General features: G+C 55.1%; 19 protein-coding genes and 2 pseudogenes. 9 read left to right on the forward strand and 12 right to left on the reverse strand.

What is annotated here, in order from left to right:
• Nucleotides 1–249 precede the first annotated feature (249 nt).
• The gene (locus LGM20_RS07060; protein WP_004202021.1) at nucleotides 250–1491 is read left to right on the forward strand and encodes an Nramp family divalent metal transporter; all 1242 of its coding nucleotides are present in this window, start codon (nucleotides 250–252) and stop codon (nucleotides 1489–1491) included.
• Nucleotides 1492–1548: 57 nt separating this feature from the next.
• Here the strand turns inward: LGM20_RS07060 and LGM20_RS07065 are convergent, their stop codons facing one another.
• Together LGM20_RS07065 and mgrA are read right to left on the reverse strand one after the other, a co-directional pair.
• Nucleotides 1549–1908, reverse strand: coding sequence for a DUF2502 domain-containing protein (locus tag LGM20_RS07065; protein WP_023290584.1), 360 nt, complete (start codon nucleotides 1906–1908; stop codon nucleotides 1549–1551).
• 130 nt (nucleotides 1909–2038) lie between these two features.
• On the reverse strand, nucleotides 2039–3031 hold the full coding sequence (gene mgrA, locus LGM20_RS07070) for an L-glyceraldehyde 3-phosphate reductase (RefSeq protein WP_023290583.1): 993 nt from the start codon (nucleotides 3029–3031) through the stop codon (nucleotides 2039–2041).
• 180 nt (nucleotides 3032–3211) lie between these two features.
• Between mgrA and LGM20_RS07075 the strand changes: the two genes are divergently transcribed.
• On the forward strand, nucleotides 3212–4873 hold the full coding sequence (locus LGM20_RS07075; RefSeq protein ID WP_044524300.1) for an alpha-keto acid decarboxylase family protein: 1662 nt from the start codon (nucleotides 3212–3214) through the stop codon (nucleotides 4871–4873).
• On the opposite strand, the gene LGM20_RS07080 is transcribed toward LGM20_RS07075, so the two are convergent.
• On the reverse strand, nucleotides 4870–6105 hold the full coding sequence (locus tag LGM20_RS07080; protein WP_044524376.1) for an ion channel protein: 1236 nt from the start codon (nucleotides 6103–6105) through the stop codon (nucleotides 4870–4872). The two genes, LGM20_RS07075 and LGM20_RS07080, sit on opposite strands and share 4 nt — an antisense overlap.
• 263 nt (nucleotides 6106–6368) lie before the next feature.
• Between LGM20_RS07080 and glk the strand changes: the two genes are divergently transcribed.
• Complete coding sequence (glk, locus tag LGM20_RS07085) at nucleotides 6369–7334, forward strand: glucokinase (RefSeq protein WP_004202027.1); 966 nt, start codon at nucleotides 6369–6371, stop codon at nucleotides 7332–7334.
• Between the two features lie 54 nt (nucleotides 7335–7388).
• Here the strand turns inward: glk and LGM20_RS07090 are convergent, their stop codons facing one another.
• A complete protein-coding gene (locus LGM20_RS07090) occupies nucleotides 7389–8126 on the reverse strand; it encodes a LytR/AlgR family response regulator transcription factor (RefSeq protein WP_023290580.1) in 738 nt (245 codons plus the stop codon).
• Nucleotides 8127–8137: 11 nt separating this feature from the next.
• Entirely contained in the window at nucleotides 8138–9835 is a 1698-nt protein-coding gene (locus LGM20_RS07095; protein ID WP_023290579.1) for a sensor histidine kinase, read from the reverse strand.
• Between LGM20_RS07095 and LGM20_RS07100 the strand changes: the two genes are divergently transcribed.
• Nucleotides 9834–9932 carry a hypothetical protein gene (locus LGM20_RS07100; RefSeq protein ID WP_032428955.1) on the forward strand — a complete coding sequence of 33 codons (99 nt, stop codon included), beginning with the start codon at nucleotides 9834–9836 and terminating at the stop codon, nucleotides 9930–9932. The genes LGM20_RS07095 and LGM20_RS07100 overlap by 2 nt on opposite strands.
• A 286-nt stretch (nucleotides 9933–10218) precedes the next feature.
• Nucleotides 10219–11433 (forward strand): alanine transaminase, encoded by a 1215-nt coding sequence (gene alaC, locus LGM20_RS07105; protein WP_044524299.1) that lies wholly within the window; start codon nucleotides 10219–10221, stop codon nucleotides 11431–11433.
• Nucleotides 11434–11503: 70 nt separating this feature from the next.
• Here alaC and ypdK read toward each other — a convergent pair whose 3' ends face one another.
• The 3 genes from ypdK to LGM20_RS07120 all read right to left on the reverse strand — a co-directional run bounded on the left by ypdK (nucleotide 11504) and on the right by LGM20_RS07120 (nucleotide 13564).
• Entirely contained in the window at nucleotides 11504–11575 is a 72-nt protein-coding gene (ypdK, locus tag LGM20_RS07110) for a membrane protein YpdK (RefSeq protein ID WP_099119320.1), read from the reverse strand.
• 337 nt (nucleotides 11576–11912) lie between these two features.
• Nucleotides 11913–13109 (reverse strand): CynX/NimT family MFS transporter, encoded by a 1197-nt coding sequence (locus tag LGM20_RS07115; RefSeq protein ID WP_044524297.1) that lies wholly within the window; start codon nucleotides 13107–13109, stop codon nucleotides 11913–11915.
• Nucleotides 13106–13564 carry a nucleoside deaminase gene (locus tag LGM20_RS07120; protein WP_023290577.1) on the reverse strand — a complete coding sequence of 153 codons (459 nt, stop codon included), beginning with the start codon at nucleotides 13562–13564 and terminating at the stop codon, nucleotides 13106–13108. Before LGM20_RS07120 ends, LGM20_RS07115 begins: the two co-directional genes overlap by 4 nt.
• A gap of 132 nt (nucleotides 13565–13696) precedes the next feature.
• Between LGM20_RS07120 and cynR the strand changes: the two genes are divergently transcribed.
• Entirely contained in the window at nucleotides 13697–14605 is a 909-nt protein-coding gene (gene cynR / locus LGM20_RS07125; protein WP_044524296.1) for a transcriptional regulator CynR, read from the forward strand.
• Nucleotides 14606–14635: 30 nt separating this feature from the next.
• Here the strand turns inward: cynR and LGM20_RS07130 are convergent, their stop codons facing one another.
• The 4 genes from LGM20_RS07130 to LGM20_RS26610 all read right to left on the reverse strand — a co-directional run bounded on the left by LGM20_RS07130 (nucleotide 14636) and on the right by LGM20_RS26610 (nucleotide 17417).
• Entirely contained in the window at nucleotides 14636–15496 is an 861-nt protein-coding gene (locus tag LGM20_RS07130; protein ID WP_044524295.1) for a hypothetical protein, read from the reverse strand.
• A 368-nt stretch (nucleotides 15497–15864) separates the two neighbouring features.
• Nucleotides 15865–16347, reverse strand: coding sequence for a WbuC family cupin fold metalloprotein (locus tag LGM20_RS07135; RefSeq protein ID WP_044524294.1), 483 nt, complete (start codon nucleotides 16345–16347; stop codon nucleotides 15865–15867).
• Between the two features lie 271 nt (nucleotides 16348–16618).
• Complete coding sequence (locus LGM20_RS07140) at nucleotides 16619–16885, reverse strand: GGDEF domain-containing protein (RefSeq protein WP_072013429.1); 267 nt, start codon at nucleotides 16883–16885, stop codon at nucleotides 16619–16621.
• Nucleotides 16878–17417: an MASE4 domain-containing protein gene (locus LGM20_RS26610; RefSeq protein ID WP_077255382.1), complete on the reverse strand. Its 540-nt coding sequence runs from the start codon at nucleotides 17415–17417 to the stop codon at nucleotides 16878–16880. The genes LGM20_RS07140 and LGM20_RS26610 overlap by 8 nt, the downstream gene beginning before the upstream one ends.
• A gap of 340 nt (nucleotides 17418–17757) precedes the next feature.
• Here LGM20_RS26610 and LGM20_RS07150 point away from each other — a divergent pair.
• The 3 genes and pseudogenes from LGM20_RS07150 to LGM20_RS07160 form a co-directional block, all read left to right on the forward strand.
• A pseudogene (locus LGM20_RS07150) lies at nucleotides 17758–18141 on the forward strand (N-6 DNA methylase); the annotation flags it as partial.
• Nucleotides 18141–19899: pseudogene (locus LGM20_RS07155) on the forward strand (restriction endonuclease subunit S). The pseudogenes LGM20_RS07150 and LGM20_RS07155, both read left to right, overlap by 1 nt.
• A gap of 10 nt (nucleotides 19900–19909) precedes the next feature.
• Nucleotides 19910–21010 carry a PDDEXK family nuclease gene (locus tag LGM20_RS07160; protein WP_044524289.1) on the forward strand — a complete coding sequence of 367 codons (1101 nt, stop codon included), beginning with the start codon at nucleotides 19910–19912 and terminating at the stop codon, nucleotides 21008–21010.
• Nucleotides 21011–21105 lie beyond the last annotated feature (95 nt).

Below are 21105 nucleotides of genomic sequence, written 5' to 3' on the forward strand. Positions count from 1 at the left end.
TGACCAATGGCAAAAATAGTGATCAAACATCCACTTTTGTTATGTTACGTAAAGGTTTTAAAAGTTGCATTCTTGTACTACTCTTAATAGCGGGCGCGATCGGGTTTACTGACGCCCGTTTTTCATTTCCGGCCAGCAATTGTTCCCTCCTATCACAGCAATCATTATCTCCATTCTAAATGAACTTGATAATCATTCGCATTTTGATAGCATGAAACATAGCAAAGGCTATATTTCCAGAGGCAGAAGATGACTAGCAGTCGCGTTGAGAATAGCAGTAGTCGCGCCGCGCGCAAGGTGAAGCTCGCCTTAATGGGGCCAGCTTTCGTCGCTGCCATTGGCTATATCGATCCGGGTAATTTCGCCACGAATATTCAGGCTGGCGCCAGCTTTGGCTATCAGCTGCTGTGGGTGGTGGTATGGGCCAACCTGATGGCAATGCTGATCCAGGTGCTCTCTGCCAAACTCGGCATTGCCACCGGTAAAAACCTGGCCGAGCAGATCCGCGACCATTACCCGCGCCCGGTAGTGTGGTTTTACTGGGTGCAGGCGGAAATCATCGCCATGGCCACCGACCTGGCCGAATTTATCGGCGCTGCGATTGGCTTTAAGCTGGTGCTGGGCGTATCGCTTCTGCAAGGGGCGGTGCTGACCGGGGTGGCGACCTTCCTGATCCTGATGCTGCAGCGGCGCGGACAAAAACCGCTGGAGAAGGTGATTGGCGGCTTGCTGCTGTTTGTTGCCGTCGCCTATGTCGTTGAGTTGATCTTTTCCCAGCCCGCGCTGGCTCCCCTGACCAAAGGGCTGGCGATCCCTACGCTGCCCAACGGCGAGGCGGTATTCTTAGCCGCCGGGGTGCTGGGGGCCACCATTATGCCGCACGTGATCTACTTACACTCCTCGCTTACCCAGCACCTGCACGGCGGGACGCGAAAAGAGCGCTATAACGCGACCCGCTGGGATGTGGCGATCGCCATGACCATTGCCGGGTTCGTCAACCTGGCGATGATGGCGACCGCCGCGGCGGCATTCCATTTCAATGGCCATACCGGCGTCGCCGATCTTGATCAGGCTTACAGAACGCTGGAGCCGCTGCTGAGCCATGCGGCGGCGACCATCTTTGGCCTCAGCCTGGTCGCTGCAGGTTTATCATCGACGGTGGTGGGGACTCTCGCAGGTCAGGTGGTCATGCAGGGCTTCATTCGCTTTCATATTCCGCTGTGGTTTCGCCGGGCGGTCACTATGCTGCCGTCGTTTGTCGTCATTCTGCTGGGGCTGGATCCAACGCGCATCCTGGTGATGAGTCAGGTGTTGCTGAGCTTTGGTATTGCGCTTGCCCTGGTACCGCTGCTGATATTTACCAGCAATGCAAAGCTAATGGGAGACCTGGTGAATACCCGCTGGGTGAGAGGCATCGGCTGGGCGATAGTCGCGATTGTGGTGAGCCTGAACGGCTGGTTAATTGTGGGATCGCTGCTCGGGGTGGATTAATGGCCTCCTGATGCGGAATAAAGCGAAGGGGAGCCGATGGGCTCCCCTTTTCGTCTGTTAGTGATGGCCATGTCCATGACCGTGACCGCGCCCGCCGGGACCACGTCCCCAGCCGCCGCGGCGATCGTCGCGGTCGCTCCAGCCCGCGCGATAGCCGCGCTCCCAGGCTTTATCTCTGCCTTTGTACCAGCCTTTGTGCCAGCCGTTGTCATGACGATGCCAACGGTTATCACGCCATTCATAGTGACGACGCCAGTAATCACGGTCGCGCCAGCTGCCACCGTCCCAGTAGTTACCGTAATTGTCACGATCGCCAATTTGTAATTTTATCGATGGCAACAGGGTGATTTCACCAGCGTTAGCGACTAATGGCGCTGCGGCCAGCAGTACTGCTGCCAGAATCAGTGACCTGAACATACTCTTCTCCTTCACGATCGGGGCCCTAAGCGGCCTGTTAACGTGATATTACGGGCCGGTAAAGACCTATCGCATCGGACGAACTCCGAAAGCACAGAAAAGAGCACTTTTTGCTAAAGTAACATTTGCTTTACAGCGCCAGGATGGCATCAATCGCGGCGCACTCTTCGGCGCTGAAATGACGATGTTTCAGCATTCCGACAGCGTCATCCAGCTGGGCGGTTTTGCTGGCGCCGATCAGTACGGAGGTGACTTTCTCCTCACGCAGCACCCAGGCCAGCGCCATCTGCGACAGCTTCTGCCCGCGTGCTTCCGCCAGCGTATTCAGCTGACGAATTTTTTCTAATCTGGCGCTGGTCAGCTGCTCCGGCTGCAGAAAACGACTGCTGCTGGCGGCACGTGAGTCTGCCGGAATGCCGTTGAGATAGCGGTCGGTGAGCTGTCCGCCGGCCAGCGGTGAAAACGCTATACTTCCCACCCCTTCCGTCTGCAAAAAATCCAGCAGCCCCTCTTCCACGCCGCGTTCAAACATGGAGTAGCGGGGCTGGTGAATGACGCAGGGGGTGCCGAGATCGTTAAGGATCTTCACCGCCTCCCGCGCCTGGGCCAGCGGATAGTTGGAGATGCCGACGTACAGCGCTTTACCCTGGCGGACAAGGTGATCAAGCGCGCGCATCGTTTCCGTCAGCGGTGTTTCCGGGTCCGGGCGGTGATGATAAAAAATATCGACATATTCCAGCCCCATGCGCTGCAGGCTCTGGTTAAGGCTGGCCACCAGATATTTGCGTGAACCCCAGTCGCCGTAAGGGCCGTCCCACATTGTGTAGCCCGCCTTGGTGGAGATGATCAACTCATCGCGATAGGGCAGGAGCGCCTCTTTGAGGATGCGGCCAAAATTGCTCTCCGCCGAGCCCGGCGGCGGCCCATAGTTGTTGGCCAGGTCGAAATGGGTAATGCCGAGGTCAAATGCGTGCTGGAGCATCTGCCGGCTGGTTTCCACCCGCGTTTCATCGCCAAAGTTATGCCACAGACCGAGAGAAATTGCCGGCAGCTGAAGGCCGCTGCGGCCGCAGCGACGATAGGCCATCGTTTGATATCGCGTGGTACTTGCCTGGTAAACCATTCTTCCTCCGCAGATAAAACAGGGTGTGTATACGTTTACACTAATCAATGTTCTGCGTGGAGTACACCGCTTTTTCGGCGTAATTATTGCTTTACACCGCCTTTATCGCCCCCTTTCTGGACAGGCGGATCGCTTATTCAATACTCAAATTACACCTGCGCCAAAATGAGGAAAATGGATATGCAACCGACTTACACTATTGGGGATTATCTGCTGGATCGCCTCGTCGACTGCGGTATTGACCGCTTGTTCGGCGTGCCGGGAGATTACAACTTACAGTTTCTCGACCGGGTCATTGCGCACAATGCGTTGGGGTGGGTCGGCTGCGCCAACGAGCTCAATGCGGCCTATGCTGCTGACGGTTATGCACGCATTAAGGGAGCCGGTGCGTTACTAACAACCTACGGCGTCGGCGAATTGAGCGCCCTGAACGGCGTGGCGGGCAGCTATGCGGAGCATATTCCGGTATTACATATCGTCGGCGCGCCCTCCACTGGCGCTCAGCAGCGCGGCGAACTGCTGCATCACACCCTGGGCGACGGCGATTTCCGCCATTTTGCGCGGATGAGCGAGCAGATCACCTGTAGCCAGGCGCTGCTGACCGCCGGTAACGCCTGCCATGAGATCGACCGTGTTCTGCGCGATATGCTGACGCATCATCGGCCTGGCTATCTGATGCTGCCGGCCGATGTCGCCAGAGCGGCAGCGATTGCCCCAGCGCAGCGCTTGCTGGTGGAGGCCGCTCCGGCGGATGAAAACCAGCTCGCCGGATTCTGCGAGCATGCCAGCCGCCTGCTGCGGGGCAGTCGACGCATCTCCCTGCTGGCGGACTTCCTCGCGCAACGCTATGGCCTGCAAAACACGCTCCGGGAATGGGTAGCGAAAACCCCCGTCGCCCACGCCACCATGCTAATGGGCAAGGGGCTGTTCGATGAGCAGCAGAGAGGTTTTGTCGGCACCTACAGCGGTATCGCCAGCGCGCCGCAGACCCGGGAGGCCATCGAAAACGCCGACACCATCATCTGCATCGGCACGCGCTTCACCGACACCATCACCGCGGGATTCACCCAGCATCTGGCGCGGGATAAGACGATAGAGATCCAGCCCTTCGCGGTCAGGGTGGGCGATCACTGGTTCAGCGGCGTGCCGATGGATCAGGCACTGGCTGCGCTGATGACCCTTTCCGCACCGCTGGCGGCGGAGTGGGCTGCGCCTCAGGTCGTGGCGCCGGAAGTGGAGGAGGGGGCCGACGGCGAACTCACGCAGAAAAATTTCTGGGCGACGGTGCAGGGGGGGCTGCGTCCCGGCGATATTATTCTCGCCGACCAGGGGACGGCCGCCTTCGGCATTGCCGCGCTGAAGCTGCCGTCAGAGGCGTCGCTGATCGTCCAGCCGCTGTGGGGCTCGATTGGTTTTACCCTCCCGGCCGCCTATGGCGCGCAAACCGCGGCGGCAGAGCGGCGGGTGGTGCTGATCGTCGGCGATGGCGCCGCCCAGCTGACGATTCAGGAGATGGGCTCTATGCTGCGCGATAAGCAAAAGCCGCTTATTCTGCTGCTGAATAACGAAGGGTATACCGTGGAGCGGGCGATTCACGGCCCGGAGCAGCGCTACAATGACATTGCCCTGTGGGACTGGCGACGCCTGCCGGAAGCCTTCGCCCCGGACGTTGCCTCGCGCTGCTGGCGGGTTACGCACACCGATGAGCTACGGGAGGCGATGGCGGAGAGCATCACCTCCGATACGCTCACCCTGGTGGAAGTGATGCTGCCGAAAATGGATATCCCCGATTTCCTGCGCGCGGTGACGCAGGCGCTGGAGGAACGAAACAGCCGCGTTTAGTCGGTATGGTGTCTGGCAATCATCAAGGGCCTCCCGGCCAGCAGCAGCCAGGCCGGGAGCATCACAATGCACAGCAGCGGCAGCAGCGTGGTGTCCGGCACCACCACGGCGGCCATAAACAGGCTCAGCCAGCCGTCGCGGGTGACGACCAGCACCATGCCGAGGATCGCGCAGGAGACGGTGATCGCCGCCGGCACGGCGGCCACGTGGGCATGCAGCATCAGTCCCAGCGCCACGCCGACGAAGACCGCGGGGAAAATCCGCCCGCCGCGAAAGCCGCAGGCCGAGGCGAGAACCAGCTCAGCCAGTTTAACCAGCGCGATGAGCAGATAATCCGAGGCGGTCAGCGTCTGGCTGAAGGCCAGCTGCTGCATCTCATCCAGCCCCTTAAACAACGTTAAATGTCCGCCAATGGTCCCGAGGATCCCTAACAGCAAGCCGCCGAGGCCCAGCGTCAGGATCGGGTTTTTCAGGCGGTGCATCAGCGTGTGCAGGCGCGGCAGACACCAGACGGCGACCATACCGACGGCGATAGCGATCAGGGCGACGATCATGCCGCTGACAATATCGACGAAGTGCATCTGGCTATAGTGTGGGAGCGGCAGCGTGAAGTGGGGGTGGAAAAACAGCCCGGTCGTCAGCGCGCCCGCGGCGGCGGCAAGCATCGGGGCAAACAGACGATCCCATAGCGGCGACTCGTTGCTGCTGTTGAGGGTTTGCGAAAAAATCAGCGCGGCGGCCACCGGGGTGCCGAAGAGGGCGCCGATGGTGCCTGAGGCCGCGAGAATGGTCCAGTCAAGAGAGCTGACCCGCGGGAACAGTCGGGAGCCGACGGCGACGGCCAGCGCAATATTCACCACCATAATCGGATGCTCCGGGCCGAGGCTGACGCCGCCGGCGAGGCCAAGGATCAGCGCCGCCAGCAGGCCGGGCAGCGCGCCGGTGGCAATGGGCGCGCCGATTAACGACTCGGTCGCCGGGTCCGGCCCGGCATGCCCCGGGCTGTAACGGACGACCAGGCCCACCGCGATCCCCGTCGCCGTGAGAATGGCGATGATCCACAGCGGGTTCTCGGCGCTTACTCCAAACTGCACAGGCAGATTGCTCCACAGGATGCGCTGCAGCAACGCGGCAACCTTCATCGCGCCGATCAGGATCAGACTGGAGGCGATGCCAATCAGGATTGCCGGCACCGACAGGATCAGCATTGTTCTGGCGCGAGGATGGAGCATGACAATGTCCTTGTTAAAGTTCAGGAGCACTACTTTGCCTTTGTCGGCGGGGACCGTCGATGCAAATGGTGCTGAAACGATAAAGTTAAGGCGGCGTCTGATACCCGTGGCCTCGTTAATAGGCTACTTTGCATTGATTACAAACTAAATGTGACCTGTGTCGCTAAACAAGGGGCGTCCGCGAGTTGGACGTTGTTGTTAAGCCGCCATGAATTTACAGTGTGCCAAAAGATTTATTTTGACTTTAGCGGAGCCGTAACGGAATGACAAAATTTGCTTTAGTAGGAGATGTCGGGGGGACCAACGCCCGCCTGGCGCTGTGTGATCTGGCGAGCGGAGAGATCTCTCGTGCAAAGACCTATTCCGGGCTCGATTACCCCAGTCTGGAGGCGGTGGTACGCGTCTATCTCGAGGAGCATCAGGTGACGGTCAGCGAAGGCTGTATCGCTATCGCCTGCCCGATCACCGGCGACTGGGTGGCGATGACCAACCATACCTGGGCCTTCTCCATCGCCGAGATGAAGCGCAACCTTGGCTTTGCGCACCTGGAGATTATTAACGATTTCACCGCCGTTTCAATGGCCATCCCGATGCTGAAAGCCGAGCACCTGATTCAGTTCGGCGGCAGCGCGCCGGTAGCCGGCAAACCGATCGCCGTTTATGGCGCCGGAACCGGGCTGGGCGTAGCCCATCTGGTACACGTTGATAAACGCTGGGTCAGTCTGCCGGGCGAAGGCGGCCATGTCGATTTTGCGCCGAACAGCGAAGAAGAGGGCATTATTCTGGAAGAGCTGCGCGCTGAGCTGGGGCATGTCTCCGCAGAACGCGTCCTCTCCGGTCCTGGTCTGGTCAACCTTTATCGCGCGATAGTCAAATCGGATGGTCGACTGCCGGAGAACCTGCAGCCGCGTGAGGTCACCGAGCGGGCGCTGGCGGATAGCTGCACCGACTGTCGCCGGGCGCTGTCGCTGTTCTGCGTCATTATGGGGCGCTTCGGTGGAAACCTGGCGCTGACCCTGGGGACGTTTGGCGGCGTCTATATCGCTGGCGGCATCGTGCCGCGCTTCCTGGAGTTCTTTAAAGCCTCCGGCTTCCGCGGCGGTTTTGAGGACAAAGGTCGTTTTAAAGCCTATGTCCAGGATATCCCGGTTTACCTGATCGTGCATGACAACCCAGGCCTGCTGGGCTCCGGCGCGCATCTGCGTCAGACGCTGGGTCAAGTGCTGTAAGCGCATTCCTCCCGGGCTACTGTCGTAGCCCGGCCAGGCGGGGAGCCCCGCCGTCTACAGATTCATCAGCTGGCGAAACTCTTTCACTTTACTGCGACTGACCGGAACCTGAAACTCCAGGTCGCGCAGGCGTAGCACATAGGTATTGTTAAACCACGGCTCAATTTCCCGAATTTTGCTGAGATTCACACAGTACGAGCGGTGACAGCGAAAGAAATGTGCGGTGGGCAGTTTGCTGCAGAATTCGGTAATGTTCATCGGCATGACGAATGACTCCCGGCGAGTGTAGACGAAGGTCATCTTCTCGTGCGCCTCGGCATAATAGATATCATGAATGCTGGTGACGATGATCCGCTCATCTTTTATCAGATTGATGGTGTCGTTTTCCCGAGGCGCCACGCTGGTTAACCCGGAAGCGGCGTTATTTTGCTGCTGCCAGGCGGCGGTCAGCTTCTGCAGCATATTGATGATGCGCGACTCCTGGTAGGGCTTCAGAATGTAGTCAAACGCCTCCAGCTCAAAGGCTTCCACGGCGTGTTCTTTCCACGCGGTGATAAAGACGATAAAAGGCTTATGGGCGAACTGGCTGATGTTCTGCGCCAGCAGAACGCCGTCCAGCGATGGAATATTGATATCGAGAAAGATGGCGTCGACCTTGTTGTGCTGGAGAAATTTCAGCACGTCCAGTCCGTCGTCAAAGCTGCCGACGATCTCCATCTGGCTGTGGGTGTTGATAAGCCAGGAGAGTTCCTGTTGGGCCAGAAACTCATCTTCCACAATGATAACTTTCATCTTTTCTCCGCTCATGACAACAGAGACTCCGTCAGCGCCTGCGGCGTAGAGTGATTGGGGACATAAAAAGCGATCTCCGTTCCTGGCGTCAGGGTGCGGATATGCAGCCCCTCGCCATAGAGAAGTTTCACCCGATGATGAACGTTGAGCAGGCCGATTTTGTTACCCGGCATTTCATCGGCTTCCACGCGGGCGACCACGGCGGGATCGATGCCGTTGCCGGTGTCGCGAACGCTGATGCGAACCCGATTACCGCACTCATTGATGCCGATCGTCACTACGCCTTTCCCTTTACACGGCTGAATGCCGTGCACAATGGCATTTTCCACCAGAGGCTGGATAAGCAGGCTTGGGATCACGCAGCTGACGTCGTCGTCAATATCATAGATAACCGTCAGTTTGTCGCCGAATCGCGCCTGTTCAATGGCGATGTAATCTTTGATCTGATACAGCTCTCGTTTGATATCAATCTGCTCATCGTCTTTTAATTCGATGTTATAGCGCAGATAGCGCGACAGATTAAAAATGAGCTGGCGCGCGGTGTCCGGATTAAGGCGAATCGAGGAGGAGATCGCGTTCAGGGCATTGAATAAAAAGTGCGGGTTAATCTTGCTTTGCAGAGCGCGCAGCTCCGCTTTGTTGGCCATCTCCCGTAGCTGTTCGGCGCGGGAAACCTCCAGCTGGGTGGAGATGATTTGTGACAGGCCTATCGCCATCTCCTGCAGCGTCGAGGTGATGCGATGGGCGTGGCAGTAATAGATTTTTAGCGTACCGGTGACCACCCCTTTTTCCCACAGCGGAATGACCATCAAGGAGTGGATCTCCGGCGTGCGGTGGGCTTCATCATTGTTTTTAATAATGATTTTTCCATAACGGATGGCCTGTCGGGTGGTGGGACTGATGACATCGTTATGATGTTGATAGTTGGCTTCACCGACGCCCACGTAGGCCAGCACGTGTTCCGTATTGGTGATCGCCACCGCGTCGGCGGTAATGTCGCGGCGGATAATGTCGCAAACCTGGCGCAGAGAATCGCTGTTGACCTGACGGAACAGCGGCAGGGTTTTGTTGGCAATGTCGAGCGCCAGTTTCGCCTGCCGCGCGGCGCTGGCCTCCTTTTCCCCTTCCACGCTCTGCACCAGCAGCACGATAAAACCGATGCAGACGCTGCCGAGGATCATCGGGATACCAATTTTCGAGACAATATCCACGCCGAGGCTGAGGGAAGGGGCCCAGATCACCACCAGGATCATGGTCAGAGTCTCGCAGACCATTCCGGCCAGAATGCCGATTTTCCAGCGTTGATCGCGGGCCACTTTGCGGTTAATCAACCCCGACAGCAGGCCGGCGATGATGCTGGTGATAAAGCAGGGCACGGCGGTCACGCCGTCAATATCAATCAGATAGCGGTGCACACCGGCAATCACCCCGACAATGGCCCCCACCCAGGGACCAAACAGGATCCCGCCGGACATCACGGCGATGATGCGCACGTTTACCAGCGATCCTTCCACCGGCACACCGGACCAGGTACTGAAGAGCGCGAACAGCGAGAAAATGGCGGTGACAGCCAGCAGCTCTTTCGGCGTATGCGCCGACTTATGCAACAGTTCGCGGAACAGGCGCAGGCGAATGAGAAAAAACAGGCAAATAAGCATCAGGGCCGCACGATCATAGACCGCCAGCATCATAGTAAAGATTTCGTGCATGGGTGCGCCGCGTCAGTGGCCAGAAAAGGACATGATAAAAAACCTGACGACAGAAGACCAGCCGCAGAAAAATAATGAGGAAAAGGCGCACTTTTAAAAGGGGATTGAGGGGTGGGGAGGCGATGTACCGCCAGACGCCAGAAGAAACGATAAATACCCGTGATAGAAAAGATATCAATATGTTACCACTTGCAGACAAAACGGTATTCATTCCGCAGCGTACTGCCGTATTTAGCGCAGACGATACCCGTTTTTAACGCCAGTGATTATTTTTCGTCAGGGCACTCGACAACGTGATTTTTTTCAGGTTATTTTCTAAACGAGCCGCAACAGCGGCAGCGTCGCTCGGACGGTCCGGGCGCTAACGTTAATCAGAGGAACCTATGGCTGAATCCAGTCCTGAACGCCGTTTTACGCGTATCGATCGTCTCCCCCCGTACGTTTTTAATATTACTGCCGAACTGAAAATGGCTGCGCGCCGGCGCGGCGAAGATATTATCGATTTCAGTATGGGCAATCCCGATGGCGCGACGCCGCCGCATATCGTGGAAAAACTCTGCACCGTCGCCCAGCGGCCTGACACCCATGGTTACTCTACCTCGCGGGGGATCCCACGCCTGCGTCGCGCTATTTCGCGCTGGTATGAAGAACGCTATAACGTCGATATCGATCCGGAATCGGAAGCGATCGTCACCATTGGTTCGAAAGAGGGGCTGGCGCACCTGATGCTGGCGACGCTGGATCATGGCGACACCGTGCTGGTGCCGAACCCCAGCTACCCGATCCATATCTACGGCGCGGTGATTGCCGGGGCGCAGGTGCGCTCGGTGCCGCTGGTGGAAGGGGTGGATTTCTTTAACGAACTGGAACGCGCCATCCGCGAGAGCTATCCGAAGCCGAAGATGATGATCCTTGGCTTTCCCTCAAATCCGACCGCGCAGTGCGTCGAGCTGGATTTCTTTGAAAAGGTTGTCGCCCTGGCGAAGCAGTATGACATCCTGGTCGTCCACGATCTGGCCTATGCCGATATCGTGTATGACGGCTGGAAAGCGCCCTCCATCATGCAGGTGCCCGGCGCGCGCGATGTCGCCGTCGAGTTCTTTACCCTGTCGAAAAGCTATAACATGGCCGGCTGGCGCATTGGCTTTATGGTCGGCAATAAGACCCTGGTGAACGCGCTTGCCCGCATCAAAAGCTACCATGACTACGGCACGTTTACGCCGCTGCAGGTGGCGGCGATCGCTGCCCTGGAGGGCGATCAGCAATGCGTGCGGGATATCGCTGAACAGTATAAGCGCCGCCGCGATGTGCTGGTGAAAGGGCTCCATGAGGCCGGCTGGATGGTGGAGTGTCCGAAAGCGTCCATGTACGTCTGGGCGAAAATTCCGGAACCTTATGCCGACATGGGCTCGCTGGAGTTCGCGAAAAAGCTGCTTAACGAAGCGAAGGTTTGCGTTTCTCCGGGGATTGGCTTTGGCGATTATGGCGATACCCATGTCCGCTTCGCGCTGATCGAGAACCGGGACCGGACGCGTCAGGCGATCCGCGGCATTAAGGCGATGTTCCGCGCGGATGGCTTGCTGCCCGTCGCGAGCTAGCGCTTCGGCGAATACGCTATAACAAAAACGGGAGCCTCTGGGCTCCCGTTTTTTTTGACACCGCTGCAGTCTAGATCATCAGGGCAAAAGTACCGGCCCAAACGATGACCATAAAAGAGAGGCCCATAAAGAAGTATTTCACGACTCATCACTCCACGCGCTTATGCGACGTTCAAATGAATTAATTGTTCTGTTTTTCAAGGGCTGTCGCTGGTGAAATCTCACCCTGCGGCAGCTCGCAATTCTGTGCGTTAAGTGCTCCAGATGGCGCTAATGTACGCCTAAAAAATCAGGGAAACAAGAGGCATTTTTTTATTAATTTTTAGTTACTTACGAGTGTCGTGATTCGGCGACACATTAATTTCGCCTGGTAATAAATTTAGCGCCAGCGACGCTGCGAAAACGGGTTTCTCATCAGGGCGATTAGCGGGGCTAGTCAGGCTTGGCGCGCGGCATTCACGTTGCCACGCGCCACCGGTTTAATGCAGATCAGAGGCGCGCTGTCGCCACTCGGCAGGGTAGTGTGCCGGGATAAAGCGCAGCGTGATCGCCATGAGTAACAGGACACAGAGCGCATGCCAGGACCAGTCAAGGGTGTAGTTCCCGCTCAGGCTACGCAGCAGGCCGGAAAGCCAGGGAGACAGGCCGGCGATAATAAATCCGATACCCTGCATAAAGGCTACCAGCCGGCCGGCCACCGTCGGTTGTCCGGCGTGATCGAGGGCCAGCACCAGGCACAGAGGAAACGCGCCGCCCAGACCGACGCCGCAGGCGAGAGCCCAGAGCGCGGAGAAGTGCTGCGGCAGCCAGATGAAGCCGCAGAAGCCAATCAGCTGGAGCGCCAGAGCAAACAGAAGAAGCTGGCGCCGGTCATCCTGGCGAGCCAGCGCCGGCAGCAGCAGCGCGCCCGCGGTTTGCCCAACCGTCAGCAACGCCAGCAGCGAGCCGCTGTACTGGGCGCTGTCGCCAAGCTGCATATAATAGGGCGGCAGCCAGGCGATCAGACTGGCGTAGCCGGCATTGATCAGTCCGAAATAGAGCCCCAGCGTCCAGGCGCGGCGCTGGCCAATAATCGCTACCCGGGGGGCGGCGCTGGTCTGATGCGGAGCACGGGGCAGGTGCCGGCAAATCGCCAGCCAGCTGAGCAGGGCGAGGAGGGCGGGGAGCGCCCACCAGGCCAGCGCATCCCGCCAGGCTGTGCTGTGCGACGCCAGCCACGGCGTTAACGCGGCGCCTAACCCGCCACCGCCCATTAGCGCAGCTGACCATAGCCCCATTACCAGCGGCGTCCGTCGGGCGAATAAGCGCTTAATCACCGCCGGGATGGCAGCCTGGATGATGCCGATGCCAACGCCTCCTGCCAGGGCGCTGGTGAGCAGTAGGCCGCTATTCGGGGCGATTTCCCGCAACAGGGCGCCCGCCGCGATAATCAGCAGGCTTAGCGCAATGCTACGGTTTTGACCGACATGACGATCGACCCAGCCGCCGGCCAGCGCCAGCACGCCCATCGCTACCACCGGCAGGGCGGTCAGTAGCGCGGCCAGGGTATAGCTCATCCCGCTGGCGGCGCGGATCTCCGGAAGCAAAGGGCCGATGGAGGTGAGCAGCGGCCGCATATTTATGCCGATCAGCACCAGGATCCCCAGCGTCAGATTCTGTCGCAACACGGCTTTCATGGCTGCTGTTCCGCCCACCGCTGATAAACTGCCAGCCCCTCCGGCTGGGGGCGATGATGGATCGGCAACGTCTGCTGCGCCAGCGGCTGCTGCAACTGCTGATAAATCGCGGCGGTAGATAGCTGAAAAGGCTCTCCGTCCTGATTGCTGTTGGCGAAAAATACTTCCCGCACGCCGGTTAAATAGAGTGCGCTAAGACACATCGGACAAGGCTGTCCGCTGGCGTAAATAACGCATTCGCGCAGAACTTCGCTTCCCAGCCTGGCGGCAATATCGCGAACGGCATTCAGTTCGGCATGCGCCGTTGGGTCGCCGCTCAGATGAAAGGTGTTGACGGCTTCGGCGACAACCTCGTTATGGCGCACCATCACGGCGCCAAAGGGGCGACCACCGTGGGTTGTGTTGTGTTTTGCCAGCGCTAAGGCGCGCTGGAGATAGCGATCGTGAGCGGACATAGTCACTCCTGCATAAGATGATGTTCAAGGTAAAAGAGGCAACGGGTCGTGCGTAGAGGGTACGTAACTTGTTTCATAAGTTAAAAGACTTATTTATGATGAACCCTAGTTGAATTACTTATAGGTAAGCGGATGCTCCTGCGCCATCTTTCCTACTTTATCGCTGTGGCAGAACACCGTAGCTTTACCCGCGCCGCCGCGGCGCTGCACGTCTCCCAGCCGGCGCTGTCACAGCAGATCCGCCAGCTGGAAGCCATGCTGGAGGTTCAGCTTTTCGACCGCTCTGGCCGTTATATCCGGTTAACCGATGCCGGAGAGATCTGGCTGGAGTATGCCCGCCGGGCGTTACGCGATCTTGAGGAGGGGCGGCGCGCTCTGCATGACGCTGAGGATCTGCAGCGCGGCAAACTCCGCATTGCCATGACGCCGACCTTCACCACCTATATGCTGGGACCGCTGGTGGAAAACTACTATCGACGCTACCCCGGCGTGAAATTGCTGATCCAGGAGATGAACCAGGAGCGCATGGAAATGATGTTGCTGCAGGATGAACTGGATGTCGGCATCGCCTTTGACGACAGTCGTTCCCCGGATATTGTCGTTCAGCCGCTGCTGACGGAAACCCTCGCGCTGGTGGTGAGCCGCACGCATCCTCTGGCCAGAGAGAACGCGCTCAGGCTGCAGGCGCTCGACGCGCAGCCGCTGATTTTACTGAGCAGCGAGTTTGCCACCCGGGAGCAGATCGATCGTTATTGTCGTCGTCATCGGCTCGAACCTGACGTGCAGATGGAGGCCAACTCTATCGGCGCCGTTCTGTCGGTCATTCGGCGAACGCCCCTTGCGACACTGCTGCCGGCGGCGATCGCCGGGCAGTATGATGATGTGGTGGCGATTGAGCTGGAACCCGCGCTGCTGCAGCGAACGGCCTGTTTGCTCCAGCGCAGGGATGCGTGGCAGAGCGCCGCGGCACGCGAATTTATCGTCCTGGCGCGGGAGATTGCGCTAACGCTTGAGCAGGAAAACCGCCTGCCTCCTGCCTGAAGGTGTGCGTCGCTCGGCGGCGAGCCAGGATTAACGATGGGCTGCGTTGCTGGTGTCGGCCTCGTCGGGCAGGGCATTCTCTCTAAGCATGACTTCCTCCTTAAGCCTTTCCAGCACGTGATGAAAGAGCTGGGTCTTGTCAGGCTCAGCCATTTGCTGCAATTTCACATTAAATAAACTATGGGACAGAATAAGATCGTGGATAAATTCCAGCAGTACCTCACTTTGCGGAAGTGAGGTTAATTCCTGATGGATATAACCGGTTTGTTGCCGTAGCGGATTTTTTGTGACATCCATCGGTCGGGCGCTAATGCTATGGGCAAATATTTTCTCAATTGCCTGACTGGTAATATAGAGCCGATTCAATGACAGGATGGGGTTTTCGGCTTCCTGCGGAATGAAGTGACAATAAACAAACGGTTTCTCAGGCAGCATCATGCTGAACCTGTTTTCACGATGAATATCGTTAGGCGCCTCCAGCAACGCCATTAAATTCCGGCTGTGCGGATGCCAGAGTCCTGAAGCTGTGACCTTGACGTTGAACTGCGTGACGGTATTCCCGCTCTGGGTTTCCATGACGGGAATATCGCCATCAATCCGCAAAATGCTATGGATATGGGAGTGTGGCGACCAGTAGGTTTCAAGCGTCTCAGATGAATTGAGTGGATTAAATGTGTTGGTTACCTCTTTTTCCTGATGAGAAAGGACGGCGAGTTTTAGTGTTCCCCGCGTCGGGTTAAGCTTCAGGCATAGATTGATCGCACCGATATCATGCCAGTGAAGAATGTCTTCAATTTCACAGTTTAATAATTTTTGCGCCCGGGAAAGGGAACAATACTCCATTGGCGGTAAATTATTTAATTTCCAGATATTCCGTTCTGTTATATTCATAAGAATTGTTTATTGCAGAAAAATAGCGGTCAGTATTAGCAATGAAAATCTGATGGTCATGTGCTTTTTTTTTGTTAACGTCGCTGGTCTGATTGATGAAATTCATTCATGTTGGGAATATTATATCAATAAGATGATTATTCTTATTGTTACGTCAGCCATTCACTTGATGGTGTAATCCTATCATTTATTTCGCTCGAGAAAAATAGTTTGCTTAGCGCCTGAATACAACACTTTTTTTGTTTTTTTATTAACGACCTCGACGAGAGGGAACGCATCATGAAGAGAATGTGGATCTTGAAATCAATGCCTGGACGACAGGGATAACGCAAACGGATGCTCGCGGCATCCGTTTGCGGCGGCCAAGCTTACCGGGTTACAGAGGGATAGCGATCTCCTGGCTGCGCGATGGCATACCAGGCCATCATCTCCGCGGTACCCGGCTGACCTTCTGCTGGCGCCCAGTCCATAGTGTCGATTTCAGCAAGCGGTTGATAAGCGCCTTGTTTGACTTCAAATACCATTCCACCAGCGTCGAGTGAGAGCACCGTATGCCAGGTGCCAGGCTCCATTTCCAGCGCCATGCAGGTTTCACCCAGCACCACCCGGTTAGTGATCGCGCCATGATCATCAAAATTTAGCACCACAAAGCGACCTTTCAGCGGCAGCAAAAGTTCAAAGGTATGTCGGTGCCGGTGCGGGCGGATATAGGTGCCGGGTTCCATAGCGATAGCCAGACGCTGCACCGGGTCGCTCAGCTCAGGGTGAAAATTGCGATGGGCACGTAAGCGCGGGGAACTGGCCGCCGCTTCGCTCTGCTGCTGCATATCGCTAAGGGTGATCTGTTTCATATCAACGCCTGGCTCCTTTGTTGTCCAGAGAGTGTTGCATCGGCTGGGCGGCAGGTTGACGACCAGGCCACGCGATATTGTACGCATAAAGCGTGTTGCTGTCGGTTAATTGTCGAGGCTATAGAGTGCAGGAGGGCTTCTGCCAGGCAACCACGCAATTCCTACCTGCTTTTTTTGCCTGGTACAGGGCGCCGTCGGCACGGTTAAGTCATTCATTCTATACCGTTTTAGGATCCTCCGTTGTGGCAAGACCGATACTGATCGTAACGCTTTAGGCCAGTTTAACCCTGCTGCTGACGTCGCCTGGGTTGATAATGGTCTGGCGGGTCCGCTCGGCGATGAGTTGCGCCTTCTGTTGGCCCACGTCAGACAGTAATAGCGCAAATTCCTCGCCGCCTGTTCTGGCCACAATATCATCTCTGCGAACCTGATCCTGAAGTACCCCGGCCACATACTGAATAACAAGATCTCCCTGAAAGTGACCATATTTGTCATTGATGCGCTTGAAATGATCGATGTCGCATAACAAGTTAGACAATGGTTTTGCACAGAGACCCGTTGCATTTTTTTATCAGCACAAGGTAAAAATAACGGCGGTTATACAGCTGCATCAGATAATCACGAATCGAGTTCTGATAGGCATTCTCATATTTATTGTTGGATAATTGATAAAGATTAAACGCATTAAGGAAAATAATGATAATAAAGATCAGAGTGCCCAGCGTTTCGAAAAGCCTCGCTTTATAACCTGTGTTCTCGCTAGCGACATCTGCGGTTGTTAAGAAAGAGAAGGTTAAGATATAAACGAAGTAGTAAAAATAGATTCCTGTCCAGAATATATTTCTGAAGCGGGTTAATGCCATCGTCGTGAAAAAAAAGAACGTCCATATGTAAGCCATTATATTACTGGCTAAGCGAATCGTTGGTTCATACAGGTGGATTGAGGAAAATCCAACAATCAGGACGATAGCTAAGGTCAGGCTTACACAGGCAAAGGTAATAATAATGTGATTATGGGAGGCCAGCAGGCGATGCGAACGAAACTTGAATACTAATGCCGCGGTGATGATTTAGGTGAGTGTTAACGCGTTGCGGTAAAAATAGATGAGTCTGATGGCCTGTTCATTAGGTCATACCTGTCAGGGCAAGAAAACTATGTTTTTATGATCGTGAATATCAATATTTTGAATGTCTGTCGGGAGTGAGCAGTATGCTTTTCGTGCGGTCGCTGAGGACGATGTCATTACGTTTTACAACTCGTCTTTTCCTGTGAGTTGTTCATTTTAGTCGCAAAATTATAACTGGTGTTTTCCTCTTTTTAAAAAGAGGAATGGCGCCACAGGTTTTATATCTATAAATAAATCACTTTGTGCGTTAACAGGAAGGGGGCATTGATGATCAGGTCGGTACCTTCTGTTCTTCACCAAAGGCCAGCCAACTAAAGAGGTATGGTTCTACGAGCACCCGTACCCGGATGGGGTGAAGAACTACAGCAAAACCAAACCGATGAAGTTTGAAGCGTTCCAGGCGGAAATCGACTGGTGGGGGAATGAAGCTGACGATTTTGCCAGCCGCGAAGAAAACAACCAGGCGTGGAAAGTGGGCATCGACGACATCATTGCCCGCAACTTCAACCTTGATATCAAGAACCCGTATCAGGGTGAAACCATCAGCCACGATCCGGATGAACTGCTGGCGCAGTACCAGACGCAGCAGGCGGAAATCGGCGAGCTGCGTAACCAGCTGCGCGATATCCTCGGAGCCGCGCTGGCGGGCAACAAGGGGGCGAACTGATGGCCGTTGAGAAACTGATCACCGACCACATTGATATCTGGTCCTCTGCACTGCAAACCCGCTCCATGGCCGGGCGCGGCAGTAACGGTAAAATCGACCTCTATGGTATGAAGAAACTGCGCGAGCTGATTCTGGAACTAGCGGTGCGCGGCAAACTGGTACCGCAGGACCCGAATGATGAGCCAGCGTCAGAGCTGTTAAAGCGTATTGCCGCAGAGAAAGCGGAGCTGGTAAAACAGGGTAAAATTAAAAAGCAGAAGCCGTTGCTTAGGATTAGCGAGGATGAAAAGCCGTTTGAGCTGCCGGAGGGGTGGGAGTGGATCACTTTAAGTGAGATTGCCACGATTAATCCAAAGATAGAAGTAACAGATGATGAGCAAGAAATTTCTTTTGTCCCAATGCCATGTATTTCTACCCGATTTGATGGTGCTCATGACCAAGAAATAAAAAAATGGGGTGAGGTGAAGAAAGGCTATACGCATTTCGCGGACGGGGATATTGCGTTAGCAAAAATAACACCTTGCTATTGAAAATAGTAAGGCGGTGATTTTTAAGGGATTAAAAGGTGGTGTTGGAGTAGGTACAACAGAATTACATGTTGCTCGTCCGATAAGTTCAGAGCTAAACCTTCATTATATTCTTCTTAATATAAAATCACCTCATTATTTAAGTATGGGGGAATCAATGATGACTGGTTCTGCCGGTCAAAAACGAGTCCCAAGAAGTTTCTTTGAAAACTATCCAATACCGTTTCCACCAAATACAGAGCAGGCCAGAATAGTAGGGACTTTTTCGAAACTAATGTTCCTCTGCGACCAACTGGAACAGCAATCTCTAACCAGTCTGGACGCACATCAGCAACTGGTGGAAACCCTGCTGGCAACGCTGACTGATAGCCAAAATGCCGAAGAACTCGCCGAAAACTGGGCGCGAATCAGCCAGCATTTCGACACGCTGTTTACCACGGAAGCGAGTATTGATGCGCTTAAGCAAACTATTCTACAACTGGCGGTGATGGGTAAACTTGTGTCGCAAGATCCTAACGACGAACCTGCTTCTGAACTGCTAAAACGTATTGAGCAGGAAAAAGTGCAACAGATTAAAGAAGGCAAAATTAAAAAACAAAAACCGTTGCCGTCAGTAAGCGATGATGAGAAGCCGTTTGAGTTGCCGCAGGGGTGGGAATGGTGTCGACTGCCTGATCTTGGTGAATTAGCTAGAGGTAAATCGAAACACCGACCTAGAAATGATCCTGCATTATACGTAGATGGTAACTTTCCTTTAGTGCAAACAGGGGATGTTTCACGTTCCAATGGGTCGATTAAGACATTTACTGCGTTGTATAATGAGTTAGGTGTTAAGCAGAGTAGAATTTGGCCAAAAGGGACTTTGTGTATCACTATCGCTGCAAATATTGCTGATTCTGGAATGTTAGAATTTGACGCTTGTTTTCCTGATAGTGTTGTAGTTTACTCCCCATATATTACCGATATTCCTGTTAAGTATTTTGATTTCTTTATGAGAACAATGAAGTCTTCGCTAGAGAAATATGCCCCCTCAACTGCTCAAAAAAATATCAATTTAGATATTCTTAGCCAAGTATTTGTGCCATGCCCGCCACTCAATGAGTTCGGACGTATTGTTTGCAAAGTAGAAATTTTATTTTCTCTTTTGGACACCCTCAAATCCCGTCTGCAATCCGCCCAGCAAACCCAGCTCCACCTGGCGGACGCGCTCACCGACGCAGCATTAAATTAAGGAACAGACGATGCCGGTTCATCATGCAATCTGGCGAGTGGGGGAGAACCCTCAACCGCTGACCATCAGCAAACTCGCCAGCGAGCAACTGTTGGAGAAGATGATTTTAAACGATCCGACGATTCTCTCCGATCAGTGGATGATCATCGGCCATCAGGAAAATACGCTCGATAAAGGGCGTATCGACCTGCTGGCGATTGCGCCGGATGCCTCGCTGATCCTGATTGAGCTCAAGCGCGACCGCACGCCGCGTGAAGTGGTCGCGCAGGCGTTGGATTACGCTTCCTGGGTGGATGATTTAACCGCCGATCGTTTGTCGCAAATTTATGAAAAATTCTCCGGCGGCGGCAATCTGGGCGATGCATTTCAGCAACGCTTCAATGCTGAACTTGAAGACGACGCCATCAACAAGTCACACCAGATAATCATCGTCGCGGCAGAGCTGGACCCTTCTACCGAACGCATCGTCGACTATTTGAGTAAATACGGAATCTCGATTAACGTACTGTTCTTCAAGGTGTTCCAATATGGTGACGAGCAGTTCCTGAGCCGAACCTGGCTTATCGATCCTGGCGAAACGCAAACCAATGCCGCACAGGCCACGGCTACCAGCGCCAACGCGAAAGAACCCTGGAACGGCGAGTTTTACGTCTCGTTTGGCGATTCAAACAGTCGCGTCTGGGAAGAGGCGCGTCGCTATGGTTTTATCAGCGCGGGGGGCGGGAGTTGGTACAGTCAGACCTTAAAACAGCTTCAGCCTGGCAACCGCGTCTGGGTGAAAATACCGGCAACGGGTTACGTCGGCGTCGGTATTGTACAGAGCGGCGTTGAGCCTGCCGGCAGCTTCACCATCAACACTGACGACGGTGAAAAGCGGGCGATGGATGTGCTTAAGTACAGCGATCTCTATCACCTGAATGCGGATGACCCCGACAAGTCTGAGTATTTTGTCCCAGTGAAGTGGCTGGAAACCCGCAGTGAGCAAGAGGCGGTAAACGAAGTCGGATTCTTCGGCAATCAAAACACAGTGTGTAAGCCCACCACGCCGAAATGGCGTCACACCGTCGAAAAATTAAAACTCTATTTTAAAAGCTGGGATATTCAAGTGTAAAATCTCAAACTAACGAGAGGCCTGAAAAGGCCTTTTGTCATTTCTTCACCGGATAGATTCTTATCGAGACGCGCAAGGGAGAGTCGCGCCCGCCT

This window comes from Klebsiella quasipneumoniae subsp. quasipneumoniae (genome assembly GCF_020525925.1).
GTDB lineage: Bacteria > Pseudomonadota > Gammaproteobacteria > Enterobacterales > Enterobacteriaceae > Klebsiella > Klebsiella quasipneumoniae.

Bases quoted from the DNA above. Each gene is read 5' to 3' on its own strand.
- mgrA (WP_023290583.1), bottom strand. From the start codon at position 3,031: ATGGTTTACCAGGCAAGTACCACGCGATATCAAACGATGGCCTATCGT.
- LGM20_RS07075 (WP_044524300.1), top strand. From the start codon at position 3,212: ATGCAACCGACTTACACTATTGGGGATTATCTGCTGGATCGCCTCGTC.
- LGM20_RS07060 (WP_004202021.1), top strand. From the start codon at position 250: ATGACTAGCAGTCGCGTTGAGAATAGCAGTAGTCGCGCCGCGCGCAAG.
- LGM20_RS07115 (WP_044524297.1), bottom strand. From the start codon at position 13,109: ATGAAAGCCGTGTTGCGACAGAATCTGACGCTGGGGATCCTGGTGCTG.
- LGM20_RS07080 (WP_044524376.1), bottom strand. From the start codon at position 6,105: ATGCTCCATCCTCGCGCCAGAACAATGCTGATCCTGTCGGTGCCGGCA.
- LGM20_RS07135 (WP_044524294.1), bottom strand. From the start codon at position 16,347: ATGAAACAGATCACCCTTAGCGATATGCAGCAGCAGAGCGAAGCGGCG.
- LGM20_RS07160 (WP_044524289.1), top strand. From the start codon at position 19,910: ATGCCGGTTCATCATGCAATCTGGCGAGTGGGGGAGAACCCTCAACCG.
- LGM20_RS07100 (WP_032428955.1), top strand. From the start codon at position 9,834: ATGGGTGCGCCGCGTCAGTGGCCAGAAAAGGACATGATAAAAAACCTG.
- cynR (WP_044524296.1), top strand. From the start codon at position 13,697: ATGCTCCTGCGCCATCTTTCCTACTTTATCGCTGTGGCAGAACACCGT.
- LGM20_RS07095 (WP_023290579.1), bottom strand. From the start codon at position 9,835: ATGCACGAAATCTTTACTATGATGCTGGCGGTCTATGATCGTGCGGCC.
- LGM20_RS07120 (WP_023290577.1), bottom strand. From the start codon at position 13,564: ATGTCCGCTCACGATCGCTATCTCCAGCGCGCCTTAGCGCTGGCAAAA.
- LGM20_RS07090 (WP_023290580.1), bottom strand. From the start codon at position 8,126: ATGAAAGTTATCATTGTGGAAGATGAGTTTCTGGCCCAACAGGAACTC.
- alaC (WP_044524299.1), top strand. From the start codon at position 10,219: ATGGCTGAATCCAGTCCTGAACGCCGTTTTACGCGTATCGATCGTCTC.
- LGM20_RS07065 (WP_023290584.1), bottom strand. From the start codon at position 1,908: ATGTTCAGGTCACTGATTCTGGCAGCAGTACTGCTGGCCGCAGCGCCA.
- LGM20_RS07130 (WP_044524295.1), bottom strand. From the start codon at position 15,496: ATGAATATAACAGAACGGAATATCTGGAAATTAAATAATTTACCGCCA.
- glk (WP_004202027.1), top strand. From the start codon at position 6,369: ATGACAAAATTTGCTTTAGTAGGAGATGTCGGGGGGACCAACGCCCGC.